Source organism: Arthrobacter sp. JDC6 (assembly GCF_056484025.1).
Map to the genome: position 1 here is coordinate 4470815 of NZ_CM151278.1, position 15226 is coordinate 4486040.

General features: G+C 62.3%; 12 protein-coding genes and 1 pseudogene. 8 read left to right on the forward strand and 5 right to left on the reverse strand.

What is annotated here, in order from left to right:
* The first annotated feature begins 30 nt into the window (after nt 1-30).
* From rpmH to ACV095_RS20780, 8 genes and pseudogenes are all read left to right on the forward strand, one after another.
* Nucleotides 31-168 carry a 50S ribosomal protein L34 gene (rpmH, locus tag ACV095_RS20745; RefSeq protein ID WP_003800212.1) on the forward strand — a complete coding sequence of 46 codons (138 nt, stop codon included), beginning with the start codon at nt 31-33 and terminating at the stop codon, nt 166-168.
* Between the two features lie 40 nt (nt 169-208).
* Nucleotides 209-619 carry a ribonuclease P protein component gene (gene rnpA, locus ACV095_RS20750; RefSeq protein ID WP_081620205.1) on the forward strand — a complete coding sequence of 137 codons (411 nt, stop codon included), beginning with the start codon at nt 209-211 and terminating at the stop codon, nt 617-619.
* Complete coding sequence (yidD, locus tag ACV095_RS20755) at nt 612-1004, forward strand: membrane protein insertion efficiency factor YidD (protein ID WP_018769875.1); 393 nt, start codon at nt 612-614, stop codon at nt 1002-1004. The genes rnpA and yidD overlap by 8 nt, the downstream gene beginning before the upstream one ends.
* Nucleotides 1005-1019: 15 nt before the next feature.
* Nucleotides 1020-1991, forward strand: coding sequence for a membrane protein insertase YidC (gene yidC, locus ACV095_RS20760; RefSeq protein ID WP_018769874.1), 972 nt, complete (start codon nt 1020-1022; stop codon nt 1989-1991).
* A pseudogene (locus tag ACV095_RS20765) lies at nt 1991-2555 on the forward strand (Jag family protein). The gene yidC and the pseudogene ACV095_RS20765 overlap by 1 nt, the downstream one beginning before the upstream one ends.
* Nucleotides 2556-2575: 20 nt before the next feature.
* On the forward strand, nt 2576-3226 hold the full coding sequence (rsmG, locus tag ACV095_RS20770) for a 16S rRNA (guanine(527)-N(7))-methyltransferase RsmG (RefSeq protein ID WP_056392334.1): 651 nt from the start codon (nt 2576-2578) through the stop codon (nt 3224-3226).
* Between the two features lie 89 nt (nt 3227-3315).
* Nucleotides 3316-4398: a ParA family protein gene (locus ACV095_RS20775; RefSeq protein ID WP_478222627.1), complete on the forward strand. Its 1083-nt coding sequence runs from the start codon at nt 3316-3318 to the stop codon at nt 4396-4398.
* Nucleotides 4399-4464: 66 nt separating this feature from the next.
* Nucleotides 4465-5769, forward strand: coding sequence for a ParB/RepB/Spo0J family partition protein (locus ACV095_RS20780; RefSeq protein WP_478222628.1), 1305 nt, complete (start codon nt 4465-4467; stop codon nt 5767-5769).
* Between the two features lie 524 nt (nt 5770-6293).
* On the opposite strand, the gene ACV095_RS20785 is transcribed toward ACV095_RS20780, so the two are convergent.
* The 5 genes from ACV095_RS20785 to murJ all read right to left on the reverse strand — a co-directional run bounded on the left by ACV095_RS20785 (nt 6294) and on the right by murJ (nt 15225).
* Nucleotides 6294-6596 (reverse strand): hypothetical protein, encoded by a 303-nt coding sequence (locus tag ACV095_RS20785; protein ID WP_478222629.1) that lies wholly within the window; start codon nt 6594-6596, stop codon nt 6294-6296.
* 3128 nt (nt 6597-9724) lie between these two features.
* Nucleotides 9725-10051, reverse strand: a complete 327-nt coding sequence (gene trxA / locus ACV095_RS20790) for a thioredoxin (RefSeq protein ID WP_018769869.1) — start codon at nt 10049-10051, stop codon at nt 9725-9727.
* Nucleotides 10052-10088: 37 nt separating this feature from the next.
* Nucleotides 10089-11045 carry a thioredoxin-disulfide reductase gene (gene trxB / locus ACV095_RS20795; protein WP_478222630.1) on the reverse strand — a complete coding sequence of 319 codons (957 nt, stop codon included), beginning with the start codon at nt 11043-11045 and terminating at the stop codon, nt 10089-10091.
* 223 nt (nt 11046-11268) lie between these two features.
* Nucleotides 11269-12921, reverse strand: coding sequence for a discoidin domain-containing protein (locus ACV095_RS20800; RefSeq protein WP_478222631.1), 1653 nt, complete (start codon nt 12919-12921; stop codon nt 11269-11271).
* 162 nt (nt 12922-13083) lie between these two features.
* Nucleotides 13084-15225: a murein biosynthesis integral membrane protein MurJ gene (murJ, locus tag ACV095_RS20805; RefSeq protein WP_056392342.1), complete on the reverse strand. Its 2142-nt coding sequence runs from the start codon at nt 15223-15225 to the stop codon at nt 13084-13086.
* Nucleotide 15226 lies beyond the last annotated feature (1 nt).

The following is a 15226-nucleotide window of genomic DNA, read 5'->3' on the forward strand; positions in this document are numbered from 1 at the left end:
GCGCACCTTTGATCCACTGGAGTAACTAACGTGAGCAAGCGGACTTTTCAGCCGAATAACCGCCGTCGAGCCAAGAAGCACGGCTTCCGCCTTCGTATGCGTACCCGTGCCGGCCGTGCCATCCTGGCGGCCCGTCGTGGCAAGGGCCGCACCGAACTGTCGGCCTAGATAACTGGCTTGTCGGTAGACATCCCTTTGCGAGTTTAAGGTGCTGGCCGCCCGCAACCGCTTGAGGACCTCAACCGATTTTTCAACAACCGTACGTTCCGGTGTCCGCAATGGGCGCCGGAACGTAGTGTTATATGCGGCAGCCATTGCTGCCGACGAACCCAGCCGGATCGGGTTCATTGTTTCCAAGGGTGTAGGGAACGCTGTGGTCAGGAACCTCGTTAAGAGGAGACTGAGAGAAGCAGCTGCTGCCTCGTTGCGAGAGCACGGTACAGGACTGGCTATTGTGGTGCGGGCGCTTCCGGCGTCCGCGTCCGCCAGTTGGGACCAGCTGCTGTCGGACTACAACGCTGCATTGGAATCCACGCTGAACCGGCTGGCTGGCCGCCCTCCACGGGCTGCCGCGACAGGTTCGGCCGGTACAACACAGGAGGGGACAACGCGTGTCTAACGCCACCGCCGTCGTCGCCCGTTTCCGCAACGTGCCTGCCGCCGTCGGCAAGTTCCTCTGGAACCTGCCCCGCAACGTCCTCATTCTTCTGCTGATGGCCTACCGCAAGGTGGTTTCTCCCTTGTACGGGCCGGTCTGCCGATTCTTCCCTTCCTGCTCGGCCTACGCCCTTGAAGCGGTCACTGTCCATGGCGCCGTCAAGGGGAGCTGGCTCGCGGTCCGGCGCCTTGGCCACTGCCATCCATGGAATGCCGGCGGAGTGGACCACGTCCCCGCCGGCCACAGGGAATGGCCCGCAGGCCAGACCCCCACAATTGTTGTGCTGAACAATCCGGACAGGTACCTGGTTGCTCGGACTGATGAAGAAGGCCGCAGTGCGGCCTGACGAATAGGGATAAGTATGGACTTCTTTGGAACAATCATGGCCCCGTTCAAGTGGCTGGTTTCCATCATCATGATCGGATTCCACGATGGCTTGAGCGCCATCGGGATGCCTGCTGCGAACGGCTGGACCTGGACTTTGTCCATCATCGGACTCGTGCTGGTGATCCGTGCCGCCCTGATCCCGGTATTCGTCAAGCAGATCAAGGCCCAGCGCGGCATGCAGCTGCTGCAGCCCGACCTGAAGAAGCTCCAGGACAAGTACAAGGGCAAGACCGACCAGCTGTCCCGCCAGGCCATGGCCCAGGAACAGATGGCCATGTACAAGAAGCATGGGACCAACCCGTTCTCGGCCTGCCTGCCCATGCTGATCCAGATGCCGTTCTTCTTTGCACTGTTCCAGGTGCTCTCCGGTATCTCCGCCGCAAAGGACCAGGGCGCCGGCATTGGTGCCATGAGCCATGAGCAGGTTGTGGAATTCGACGCGTCGAGCATTTTTGGTGCTCCGCTGTCTGCCTCCCTGCTGCATGGCGGGGGTGGCGGCAACCAGGTTGCTGTGTGGATCCTTTCCATCGTGATGATCCTGGCCATGACGGCCTCGCAGTTCATTACCCAGAAGCAGATCATGGCCAAGAACATGTCCGAAGAGGCCATGGCCAGCCCGTTCATGCGGCAGCAGAAGATGATGCTTTACATCCTGCCCATCGTCTTCGGTGTGGGCGGCATCAACTTCCCCATCGGTGTGCTCATCTACTGGACCACCACCAACCTGTGGACCATGGGCCAGCAGTTCTTCGTCATCCGCCGCATGCCGACGCCGGGATCCCCCGCAGCCAAGGCCCTCGCCGAACGCCGTGCCGCCAAGGGCCTCCCCGCCCTTTCCGTCCTCACCGGCAAGCGGGATGAAGAAACCGACGCCGCCGCGGCCGCCGCACTTGAGACCAAGGGACAGCGCGTCCAGCCCCAGCGCAAGAACAGGAAGAAGAAGTAATGTCAGCCGAGAGCACCGAACACGCCCTTTCTGAAGAGATTGAAGATCAGGACGAGTCCGTGAACCAGGATGCTTCGTCCGCCAAGGTCTCTGCCGTCAGCCGCCTCGAGGAGGAGGGGGACGTGGCTGCCGACTACCTTGAGGAACTGCTGGGACATCGCCGACATCGACGGCGACATTGACATCGAGGTCCGCAACGGCCGGACGTACATTTCCATCGTTGCCGACGAGGAAGCCGAGGGGCTGGAGAGCCTTGTCGGCGAGGACGGCGAGGTCCTCGAGGCCCTCCAGGAGCTCACCCGGCTGGCGGTCCTGTCCGCCACGGAAAACCGCTCCCGGCTTGTCCTGGACATCAATGGCTACCGGCAGGAACGCACCGGCCATCTGCAGAAGATCGCCGAAGACGCAGCGGCTTCCGTGAAGGAGACCGGCAAGTCCGTCGCCCTGGAACCGATGAGCGCCTACGAACGCAAGATCGTGCACGACGCCGTGGCCGACCTCGGCCTGGTCAGCGAGTCCGAGGGCGAAGGCGCCGGACGCCACATTGTTGTTTCCGCAGACTAGAGAATGCTGACCCGATAACCATGGTTGACATCACGGCAGCAGAGCTTCGCGCTGCTGAGAAGATCTTCGGCGACCGCCTGGACCTGGCAAAGCGCTACGTGGAGCATCTCGCAACGTCCGGCACCGAGCGGGGCCTGATCGGGCCGCGCGAGGTTCCCCGGCTGTGGAGCCGGCACGTGCTCAATTGTGCCGTCATCGAAAGCGAGATCGCCCAGGGAAGCCACGTTGCCGACGTCGGAAGCGGCGCCGGACTGCCCGGCCTGTGCCTTGCCATTGCGCGCCCCGACCTTGAGCTCACGCTCATTGAACCCCTGGAGCGCCGCGTGATCTGGCTCCAGGAAGTGGTTGATGACCTGGGCCTGGACAACGTCACGGTGATGCGCACCCGCGCCGAGCTCGCCGTGGGGCAGGTGGAGGCTGACGTGGTGACAGCCCGTGCGGTATCGGCGTTGACCAACCTCGCCGGCCTGACCATCCCGCTGCTGGGTGGCCACGGTGAAGTGGTGGCCATCAAGGGCCGCAGCGCCGGCGAGGAGATCGAGAAGGCTGCCAAGACCATCCGCAAGTTGGGTGGTATTGAGACTTCCGTGCTGACGGTGGGCGACAACCTCCTTGAGGAACCCACCACGGTGGTCCGCATCGTTGTAAACAAGCCCCAAAAGAAGTCCTAATGCGGGCCCGCTGACGGCTGTCAGCGGGTCGGAGCAGTTAGGCTAGACAACGGCAGCAAAATTGGCTGAACGAGAGTGAGTGTGCCCCAGTGACCAGTAGTGAAGCCTCCGCACAACGGATCCCGCCGTTTGTGTCCTTGGGGTCGGCACGTTCTGTCGCTGGGTCCGGGCTTGCCGGTATAGCAATGGCACCCGGAAGAGGTGGTAATCACCCTAAAACGGTTGGTGCCGCGTCCGCCGGCAGTGCGGTTTCACGTGAAACAACCACTTCAGGTCGTTCGAACGTCATTGACGCCATCGATGATTCAAGTCCCATCGCCCGCGAGCTTGCCCACGAGACGAAGCGCCGTGAGCGCCTGATGGGACGTCAGCTCCCGCGTCCTGACAAGACCCGCATCTTCACGGTTTCCAACCAGAAGGGCGGGGTGGGCAAGACCACCACCACCGTGAATATTGCCGCGGCCCTGGCGGCTGCCGGACTGAACGTCCTGGTCATTGATATCGACCCCCAGGGCAACGCTTCCACCGCACTGGGAATTGAGCACCATGCCGACGTGGACAGCATCTATGACGTCCTGATCAATGACGTCCCGCTGGCGGATGTGGTTGCCCCGTGCCCGGACATTGGAAAGCTCATCTGTGCCCCGGCCACCATCCATCTTGCGGGTGCCGAGATTGAACTGGTTTCGCTTGTTGCCCGCGAACAGCGGTTGCGGCGTGCCATCGATGTCTACGCGAAGACCCGCGAGAAGAACGGTGAAGAACGCCTGGACTACGTGTTCATTGACTGCCCGCCCAGCCTGGGCCTGCTGACGGTCAACGCCTTTTGCGCCGCCAGCGAGGTTCTTATCCCCATCCAGTGCGAATACTACGCGCTGGAGGGCCTGAGCCAGCTCCTCAAGAACATCGAGATGATCCAGAAGCACCTCAACGCGGAACTCGTTGTTTCAACCATCCTCCTGACGATGTACGACGGCCGCACCAACCTCGCTGCCCAGGTGGCCGCAGAGGTACGCCAGCATTTCCCGGACCAGGTGCTCGCGGCTGTGGTTCCACGGTCCGTGCGGATTTCCGAAGCTCCCAGCTACCAGCAGACAGTCATGACGTATGATCCGTCCTCGAGTGGCGCACTGTCCTACCTGGAAGCCGCCGCTGAAATAGCCGAACGCTAAAATCTTCAATACCGCAACGCACGGAGCCAGGCTGGTCCGGGGCTCTACCACTGGAGGGATTTACCCATGAGCGAGAAGCGACGGGGCCTAGGCCGCGGTCTTGGCGCGCTGATTCCGAGTTCCGCCGCAACCAATGGGTCGGGCAACGGTGGGACGGTATCCCGGCCTGTGGATCTGTTCTTTCCCGAAGGACGGAAGAAAACCGAGTCGGTAGAAGAACCCGCAGCCGAAGCCCCCGCGAAAACGCAGGACAAGGAAGCCACGGCTCCCGGCCAGCGCACCGCGGCAGGCAACGCAGCGGCTGCCACGACGGCGCCGGACAAAGACGGCGCCGGCAGGAAGTCTGCTTCCTCAAGTCCGGAAGTTCCGGCGAAAAAGACGGCTGCCGGGAAGACTTCCGCGGCCAGCTCCAATGAGTCCCCGGAATCCTCCCCCGCCGCTGAAACCTCGGCAGTCCCCGAGGTTGTGGACAGCCCTGCCGAAGACGGTCCAGTGCCGGCCGAGACCGCCGGTGCAGACTTCCGGGAGGAATCCGGTGTTGAGCTGGTGGAAGTTCCCGGTGCCCGCTTTGCGGAAATCCCGGTGTCCGACATCCATCCGAACCGCAAGCAGCCCCGAAATGTCTTCGATGAGGATGACATGGCTGAGCTGGTGCACTCGGTGCGCGAAATCGGCGTCCTCCAGCCAATTGTGGTCCGCACCTCAACCGAATCCGGTAGCGAGCCCTATGAATTGGTCATGGGTGAGCGCCGCTGGCGCGCCGTACAGGCAGCGGGCCTGGAAACCATCCCCGCCATTATCCGTGACACAACGGACGATGACCTGCTCCGGGATGCGCTGCTTGAAAACCTGCACCGCAGCCAGCTGAACCCCCTCGAAGAAGCGGCGGCCTACCAGCAGCTCCTCGAAGACTTCGGCACCACCCACGAGCAGCTGGCGGATCGCATCGGCCGCTCCCGGCCCCAGGTATCCAACACGCTCCGCCTGTTGAAGCTGCCCCCGCTGGTTCAGCGGCGTGTTGCGGCGGGTGTGCTGTCTGCCGGCCATGCCAGGGCACTTCTCTCCCTTCCCGATGCTGCAGCCATGGAACGGCTTGCGCAGAAAATTGTCGCAGAGGGAATGTCTGTCCGCGCTACTGAAGAAGCGGTTACGCTCTACCAGGATCCGGCCAAGCCCGCCAAGAACAATATCCCGCGTCCCGGAGCACGGCACGAACGCCTGGACTACCTGGCATCCTCGCTGTCGGACCGCCTTGATACCAACGTCAAAATCTCTCTTGGTGTCAGGAAGGGTAAGGTCAGCATCGAGTTCGCCAGTGTAGAAGACCTGAACAGGATCATGGATGTCTTGGCTCCAGGTTCAACCAACTGATTCAAAGTTAGAAGGCCCGGTTCGTTGCGAATCGGGCCTTTTTGTTTTGGTGATCATTGCCCGTGGTTCCCATGGTTGGTTGATGAGGCTGTTTTAAGGCCGTTGTGTCGTTCAACCCTCCCCCAGTTAGTCCCCGACCCCTTCCTATTCCTGGTTGTTCCTGGCTGGCTTCCGCGGGGTTGCCGGCGTACATCGTGCGGCTGCACTGTTCTGTCAGATTGGTGGCGTGCACGGGGCCGATTTAGTGCCGCTGGGAGGCCGAACAGCAGCGCCAACTCCATCTATGTACGTGCGCAGCGGTAAGTTGCAGATCCGCCATACTGGGCCCACGCTAGACGCGGGCGTCGGTGCCGGCGGCACATAACGGTGTTCCTGACCTTTATGCGCCGGCCAGTTGTGGTGTGGTCTATGGTGGGTCAAGGAGTCATGGGCTGGTTACCCTCGTTCGTGTTTCACGTGAAACAAGGGTTAGTCCAGCCGCCTTCTGCGGTGGAATTGCTCCGCGAATCACCCCGCAAGGACGCTTAATGCGATGCTGCGGTGATCTGTGGCTTGCCGCCAAAATCCGGTAACTGCACGCCCGGCCACACTCCACCCTTCTGCTGGACGCTCGCGTGGTGGACTTGCCAGATCTTGGTGAATGTAGCGCCATTGCTGGAGCGTTTTGCTCTGCATGTGTTTCCGCCTGGGTTGAAATATTCGGCAAACGCGGCTGGTAACCGAGAATCCGGGCGCTTCGATGGACGCCCCGATTCACGGAAGACCCAGGTTCTTGACGTTTCGCGCTTCAGCGGCACATCGGCGTCAGGTTCGGTAACTGCGATCACATGTCCAGTGCCATATCGAGCGCGTCCGGTCCCGACACCTCGTGTGCGCAGAGAATCTTATAGACGTCCACGACATGGACGACTTGGGCCGACTGTCATAGCACTATAGCCATGGACTTCTTCAATCCTGGTGATACCCCGGAGCCAGGGGCAGGCAAAAGTTCACTATGCAAGGGTCCCCCGTATCTAGGAATGCGTTCGCGTCCACGTGCGCGGGGTTACCGTCACACTGCTGCTCGCGGGCGTCAGTCAGGCATGACGTTTCACGTGAAACAGCCAGCTGCCATGGGGTTCGGCCGCCCGCTGAGCCAGTGGACCACGACGTGGATCCTTGATACCGATGATGCTGGAGCCTTGCGGGAAGGCTACGCTCCGCGTTTCACGTGAAACATGTGCGCTTGCTATGGGTACCAGGGCTCGGCTGGAAGGCGTCATCCGTCAGCCTAGCAGTAATGCCGGCCCCACCAGAGTAGAGCGGACTCTATGGCCTTCGCCTCGCGTGCTCGCTCCCACACCTCTGTTCGATGCTTGCTTGGCCTCCGGCCTTATCTGGGGCGCCATAATTGTCTCCTGGCCACTGGTCGTCTCTTCGTGACGAGTCCGCCCTTTTTGGTAGCTGAGCCATATGTGGTGCTGTTCTCCGGAACGTGTCGCCGCCGCTGAGTGGGTGGGCGCCGATCACTGAATGCGGGGCTGGGATTCACCTGGATGTTGATGGCTCGCGGATTGCAGATGCGTCACCTCGTAATGGAAGGGGCACAGTCGTGGCCAGGTACCGGCAATGTCTTACTGGTATGCGCGTTACTTTGCACCAGCCACTGTACCGGGAGGCGCGGCCGAAAGGGTGGTCTGCTTCGAAGCTCTTGAGGACCAGGAGAGGGGCTGGATAGGGTCATCACGGTACTGGCTTCTTGCGCTTCCAAAGGAAGCCAACCTAAACCACAATCGCGGGCGGCACATTTCCCTGTCCTGTTGGCCGGCAGGAGGTCCCGTGGCTCCCCTTGGCGCAGTTGCCGGCGGAGCAGAACTGGGATGCCACGGGCTTGTGTGACCAATTTCATCGGTGGATATTCCTGTGGATAACAGTGTGGATAACTCTGGCGGCAGGTGTGGGTAAGACTCCAGGTGCTAAACCGTCAGTCGGGGTTCCAACACGACCGTTCCCGCCGCGCGCGCCATCCGACTCGGAGCGTGGGTATGCGTTTCACGTGAAACGATCCTCAATGTCGTCTGCAGCCCGCGCGTACGCTGGGAGATAGCACTCAGCTGGTTGATTGCGGGCCTTTGGGGACGCACCTCCCCATCTCGGAACTGTTCTGCCTGCATCTTCACACGGATAACCGCTGGGACAACTACTGATCTGCTGGCAGTAAAGTCTGCCATGTGATGGGGATCAGATCTGCGGAAGCTGCAGCGGCTGTGGATAAGTATGTGGATACTGACGCGGTTGGCATGTGGAAAACTTTGTGTATAACTCTGCGCGCACGGTGGGGGTGACGGGTCGCAGGGCGCTCGGCCGCAGGCGCGAATGCGTGGAGCTTCCGACCGGGACAGGGACATGCCCCTGCTCCAATTCACAGTGGTTATCGTTTCGTGTGACGCTGAACGGGAGGCTTCGATCCACATGTCCACACTGGGCCATCAGCCTGGCGGTCTAGCTGCTGCTGCATCGGTTCGTGCCGCCGGCTGGTGCCCCAGGCCGTGGTGTCGAGACGCACACACAGTGTGAATGCATCGTGAACCAGGTGAGATTGACGCGCTTGGCCCTTAGTACGATCCTTGTTGCCTTTGCCGACCGCGAGCTGGGGGCGGACGGTCGCATCGATCAGCGCGCGACCGTCCAGTAAGTGATTGCGGCATCTCGGTAACCGAGGTCGGGTAAGCGCCTGGATAAACGAAGCAAGGGGGTCCTACGTACCGATACTCATACCGCGTTGCGCCGTAGGGTTTCCGTTACTCCTTCACTGGTGCGGGGCTACCCTTACTGCCCGTCTCCGGTCTGAGTCGCGGGCCGAGCGTTGAGATGTTTCACGTGAAACGCCGCGCACTCCCCTGTGCTTGTCATGTTTCACGTGAAACACTTCTACGCTCGGCCGGAGCGCTGGATGCCTCTATATGGCTAACGACCTGCCATAGAATTTCCAAGTGTCCCGGAGTACGTGAGACCCCTACGGCCCACCGCAGGATCAGGGTGCACCGACAGTAGCCCGGACATGGACGACAACAGATGTAGCGGCCTCGCTGGGCCAGCATCTCTAAACGTCAGATTCCGTACGTGCCCACAACTGCACCTCACATCATGCCCGACTCTCTGTGGTCGGGCCAGGATCGGCTGTGCCCATAGTTTGGGAGCGGGGAAAACTATCACCGTTCTCCTTCACCCCGCGTCAAGATGGTGAATTCCTGGCCGTACTGTGCCGGTTTCGGTCGGGCTGCAATTTCGTCCCCTCGTGACGCTCCAAAGCGACCCGGAAGTGCTGGGAGGGCCGCAGCTCCACCCTTCCCGCACGTCAGGGTCTCCGGCTGCACGTAATGAATTCACTGGTCGAACAAGCTTCGCGGCCTCGGGAATAGTTCGATAGTTGTGCTCTGCCTGACATATAGGGGATCGGAACCAGAAATGACCCACCGGATAGCGGCAAGCGTGATCCATCGCCGCTCACCGCGTTGGGGGCAGCTAAAGCTCCTCACCGGCACCCCATTTCTCGTGCGGTCAAGCGAGGCGAACACGGCTCGCACGCTCTCAAGAAGGGGGGACGCACAAATTCATTGCCACGCTAGTTACGGTCGCCTAGTCCTACTTACCCAGGGCAGCATGGGCTCAAGTTCGGCATCCTGTCCACCCAGACGGATGTTTCACGTGAAACGCGACCTACCAGAGCTGGAGGCCGTAACCCGTTGTGCGGCCCGAATGGTTGGTCCACAGCCCCCGTACGAAGTACGTCGTCAGCGAAAATGCCCTGAAAGTGCAGAGTAGGCGTTTCATGCCCTCCCGAACAAATGTTTTACGTGAAACCCTGTCTGACCCGTCCCATCTCAATGGTCGCAGACAAAAAATTGGCCACCGCCCCGGGGCGATGGCCAACTTTGTGCAGATCCCACTTCCTGCCTACCGCAGGGAGGGGTGCTCAGGAGAGAACGTCTGCGAATTCCTTTTCGAAGAACTGCTTCGGCTTGGCACCGATAACTGTGCTCTTCACTTCGCCACCCTGGAAAAGGTAAACGGCAGGAATGGAAGTGATTCCATACTCAGCGGCGATGGCAGGGTTGTCGTCTACGTTGACCTTGACGACGTCAACCTTCTCACCATACTCCACGGAAATCTCATCCAGGATAGGTCCGAGCTTGCGGCAGGGCCCGCACCATTCGGCCCAGAAGTCCACGATTACCGGCTTTTCGGCGGACAGAACGTCGGAGCCGAAACTTGCGTCAGTTACATCTTTAGCGTTGCTCATAACCTTATCTTTCTCTTCGGATAACAGTGGGGGCAGATTATGCCGGCAGGTCGGCCAGGTAGTGCTCGACGTCTATTGCCGCGACACAGCCGGAACCGGAGGCGGTGATGGCCTGGCGGTAGGTAGGGTCAACAACGTCTCCGGCAGCGAAGACGCCGGGAAGGCTGGTACGGGAACTGCGACCCTCCACGGCGATGGTTCCCTCAGGCGTCAGCGCGAGGTCATCCTTGACGAGGTCCGTACGGGGATCGTTGCCGATAGCGACGAAGACACCTGTCACTGCGAGGTCTGACAAAGATCCGTCCAACAGGTTCTTCAACCGAATACCCGTCACTTTGTCCGTTCCCAGCACATCGTCCACGGTGCTGTTCCACACAAAGTTGATCTTGTCGTGTGCCAGTGCCCGGTCCGCCATGATCTTTGAGGCTTTCAGCGAATCGCGACGGTGAACAACCGTTACCGATTTCGCAAACTTGGTGAGGAACAGGGCCTCCTCCATGGCGGAATCGCCACCGCCGATTACGGCGATGTCTTGATCCTTGAAAAAGAAACCGTCACAGGTTGCGCACCAGCTGACACCGTGCCCGGACAGGCGCTTCTCGTTAGGCAGGCCAAGTTCCCTGTATGCGGAACCAGTGGAGAGAATGACCGCCTTCGCCTTGAAGGTCTCCCCCGTGGCGATGGTCACCGTCTTGATGGCGCCCTCAAGTTCGAGCGTGGTTACATCCTCGAACTGGATCTCGGTACCAAAGCGTGCCGCCTGCTTCTCGAAGTTCTCCATGAGGTCCGGCCCCATGATCCCTTCCGGAAAGCCGGGGTAGTTTTCAACGTCGGTGGTGTTCATCAACTCCCCGCCGGCGGTCACTGACCCCGCCAGCAGCAGAGGCTTGAGGTTCGCCCTGGCTGTGTAGACGGCGGCCGTGTAGCCCGCCGGGCCGGAGCCCACAATGATGACGTCGCGAACGCCGGACGCCGTCTTCTCTTCGATGGTCACTGGACCGTGAACCTCTTCCTTGTTCGACTCGCCTCCCCGTGGAGGCCGGCCACATGGCACAACTGTGTCCGCGTGCTGAATATTCCAGCGCCCGGGCAAGGTGAACCACCGGGGAAGTCAGAGGACCAGCCGTCGCAGGGCGCTCTTTCCAGACTACATTCCCGCTGCGGGTGCCGGTGGGCGGCAGTAACAGCGCCGGTAACACCCGCAGGCGGAAAGACGCCTACTGGACCTTGATTTCAGCCAGCCGGAGACCGTAGCCGTAGCGGGTCTTGGGAGCCGCCAGCTTGGGAAGGGAATTGATGGAGACAATCACGTACTGTGCCTGCACCGGTTCCGGAAGGGGCATGTTCAGGTCTGTGGACGTGAAGCTGTTGGTTCCTACTGCCTTGGCTCCGTCCATGGTGGGCCGGTCATTGGTGTAGACCGTGATGTTGCCCCCCGATCCCCCGAGCTGGGAGAGCGTGATGGAGGAGACAGTGGCAGCGCTCTTCAGCTTCACAACGAGGGGGACGCCCTGCGGGGCCAGTCCACCCCAGTTTTCCGTGGCGAATTCCATATCGGACCAGTAGCTGGCGGCATTGCCGTCGTAGGCCTTGACCAGATCGCCATCGAAGGTGGCGGCGAAGTCGAAGTTCCCCTGCCGGCTGACGCTCTCGATGGCCGGCGGAGCGGCGGGCGGCGCCGACGGTGCTGCCTGAGTGGCAGGCGCTGATGCCTGGGAGTTGGTGGTTGCGGGGCCAGCTGTCGGCTTGGCCTGAGGCCCCGGCGTAAAGAGGCTGCCCAGGTTGGTCACGGCGAAGATCAGGCCGGCGATCAGCACAACGGCCAGGAGCCCGCCCACCAGCCAGCGCATGGATCGGGGCTGGTTTTCGGACTCATCACGATCGTCGTCGTCATCCTCGGCACGGTCCGCGAAGGCGACGCCGGCGGCAGCGGGCGCAGCCGCACGTGCAAAGAGGGCTGCCTTCCCCTTGACTGGATGTGATTCCTGCGGGGATTCGTGGGTCTCCTCGTAGTGGTCCTGATCCCCTGACTGCGCATAGTCGTCGTCGGACCACAGGGAAACCTTGGGCGTCCGGTCCTCAGCGGTTGGCTGGACCTGCTGCCGTGGGGTGCTTGCGGCAGCGGTATCGTTGGGTCCTGTGTCCGCCTCCGCAGCGCTGGCGCGTCCGGACGGGGACTGGGCATTGGTTGCCACCGGCTGCGCTGCAGTGGCATCCGGATCCATCCGGGAGGACCCGTTTCCCTTGTTCGAAGCAGCACCTTCAGCCCAACCGGCCGCTGCAGCCCCACCGGCCGCTGCAGCGGCACCAGCGCCCGGAGCGGCCCCGGCAGCGCGCACTGGTGCGGCGGGCTGCTGGGCAGCGGGACGAACGGACGGCCTGGGCGGTACGGCCGGCGCTGAACGGTATGGATCAACCTGGCTGGGGTGCGAATCGGCGTAGTTGATATATCCGGCGTCGACGTGGTCTTCCTCGTCGTACGGCTCCGGCTCGTGCGACCGCGGCTGGCCGAAAATTTCACTGCCCAGCGTGTCCGTGAAGAATGGCTCCACGTACGGCGGATTGGGCGCAACCACCAAGTCCAGCAGGTCGGCGGCGGATGTGTGGTTGGTGATGAGGTAGGTGGCGTCCTCGGTGACGCCAAGGTCCAGGACCTGAACGGTGCCGGGACGTTCGCCGGTGGCGACTTCGCGGGCGCTCTGCGCAACCTGTTCGGTGTTCTCCGGGCCGGCAACCAGGATGCTGACCGGGCGGTTGAGGACCTGGTCCACACCGTCCAGCACCAGATCGTGGTCGTGCGAGGCCAACACTGTGGCGGTGACCTTGTAGCGGCCGCCCAGTACTGATCCGACGTCGATCGGGTTGGACACGTGTTCCTCCTAGACTGTCCGGGATTGCCGGTCTGATGACGCAACCGCCGTTCGGGTGCCGCGCACGGCAAACCCGTAATGCAACTACCCCTGTACCTGTTCGATCCTAGCCGATCCGCCCCAAACGGCTGCGGAGAAGACGTGCGCCAGACCGGACGGAATTTACTTTTTCCGCTTGCGCCTGGTCTTGAAATACGGGTTCTCGCCGGGCTTCCCCTGGTAGGTGCGGCGGCCGGGAAGCGGGATCTGTTCCCTGAGCAGGCCGCCGCGGGCGGTGCCGGGCTGGTCCTCCCCCGGCAGGTAGGCGTCCTCGGCACCCTGGGCCGTGCCGCCGTCGTACATCTGCGGACGGTGCGTCCCACGCTGCGGGTCCGGGCCGGCACGGAAGGAGACGGCGTCGAATTCACCGGAGATACGGGGGATAAGGCCGGTATCAACGGACGTGGTGGCCCGCTCCGGGCGGTGACCGCGCTCCCCGTCCACAGCTTCAGCGGGAGGGGACGACGGCGCGTCCCCGGCGTCCGGAGCAGGGGCCTGGCTGCCGCGGCCAAACCTGCCCAGCAGGGGCCGGAGCATGTCGCTGAGCTCTGAGACCCGAAACAGCTTGAGAAGGACGAAGTACACCACCAGCATGACGGGTCCCACCACAATGACGGTGACCAGGGCAGTGATTCGGTTCTGCCATGCGAAACCGTCCGGGTTGTAGCTGCCCATGAGCCACAGGGCGCCCGCACCGGCGATTGCCGAACCGAGGGCCGCGTACCCCATGCGGATGTAGGAGTTGGCGATCCGTGGGCCGTCGAGGTGGCCCAGCATGCGCCGCAGGAAGAACGCGCTGATGACCACCGAGAGGATGTTGCCCACCATGTAGAGGACGGCAATGGCATAGATGATCTGGCCCACCGGCAGGAACTGGATGGCAAACGCCCCCGCCACGTACACCACGGCGAGCAGCAGCTGGACATAGAACGGCGTGCGGGCGTCCTCGTTGGCGTAGAACACGCGGGACATCATGAAGTTGGCACTCATGAACGGAGTGCTGAGGGCCAGGATGGTGAGCGTCTGGGCCAGCATGACGCCGTCCTGCCGCAGTCCGCCGGAGAAGAACATGCCCAGCGGACCGGCCAGGGCAAACAGTGCCAGCGCCCCGAACACAGTGGCCACGGCCATGGTCCGCAGGCCGTGGGAGAGGGCATCGCGCAGTTCAGCCCGGTTGCCGTCCTGCGATGCCCGCGTCATCCGGTTGAAGAGCACGGTGGCCAGCGACAGGGCAATGATCGAGTGCGGCAGCAGGTACAGCTGGCTGGCCACTTCAAGGACCGCGTTGCCGGGCAGGGTGTATGCCGACGGGTCCCCCGCCTGCTGCAGGCGGATGCGTTCGGCGCCGGGAATGGTGGCGATGCGCATAACGTACAGGAAGGCGAGCTGCCCGACGGCGGCCGTCAGGAGCGTCCATACGCTCAGCCTGGCTGCGTGGCCCAGCCCCACGCCGCGCCAGCCAAACCGTGGCCGGAGGCCGAGCTTCAGCCGGAAGACCGGGACCAGCAGGATGGCTGTCTGGGACAGCACGCCGATGGTGGAGAATCCTGCCACCAGGAGCGTTTGCGTTGATCCCCAGTTGTCCAGGTTGTGCGGGTTGACCTCGTTGCTGCCGAAAATCCAGATGAACATGCCCAGGCCGGCGATGGCCACCAGGTTGTTCATGATGGGCGCCCACATGGCAGGGCCAAAGGCGCCGTTGGCGTTCAGGACCTGGGTGAGCAGGGCGTAAAGGCCGTAGAAGAAGATCTGCGGCAGGCACCAGAACGCGAAGGTGACCGCCAGGGCCTTTTGCTGGGGTGAATAGCCCTGGGTGGTCAGTTCGATCACGCCGGGAGCTGCCAGGGTGACCACGGCCGTCAGGCCGAACAGGAGCAGGACAGCCAGCGTCAGCAGCCGGCTGATGTAGTCCGCTCCCCTGTCCGGAGCCTTGCTGGCCTTGATGATCTGTGGGACCAGGACCGCGTTGAACACGCCGCCGGCCACCAGGAGGAAGATCAGGTTGGGCAGGTTGTTGGCGTTGATGAACGTGTCATTGACCGTTGAGCCCAGGCCCAGGGCGGTACCGAGCATCCAGGTCTTGCCGAAGCCCAGGAAACGCGAAACCAGCGTTCCGGCGGCCATGATGGCGCTGGAACGGGTTTCGCTGGGGCCAGCGGCCACGGGCTGGGCCAGGTCCGGAGCGGCCGGCTCCGGGGGCACGCCGTCGGGTGCCGCGTCATCGGGCCGGCCGGACCGGTCGGAAGGAAAGTTGGTAGCTGACATC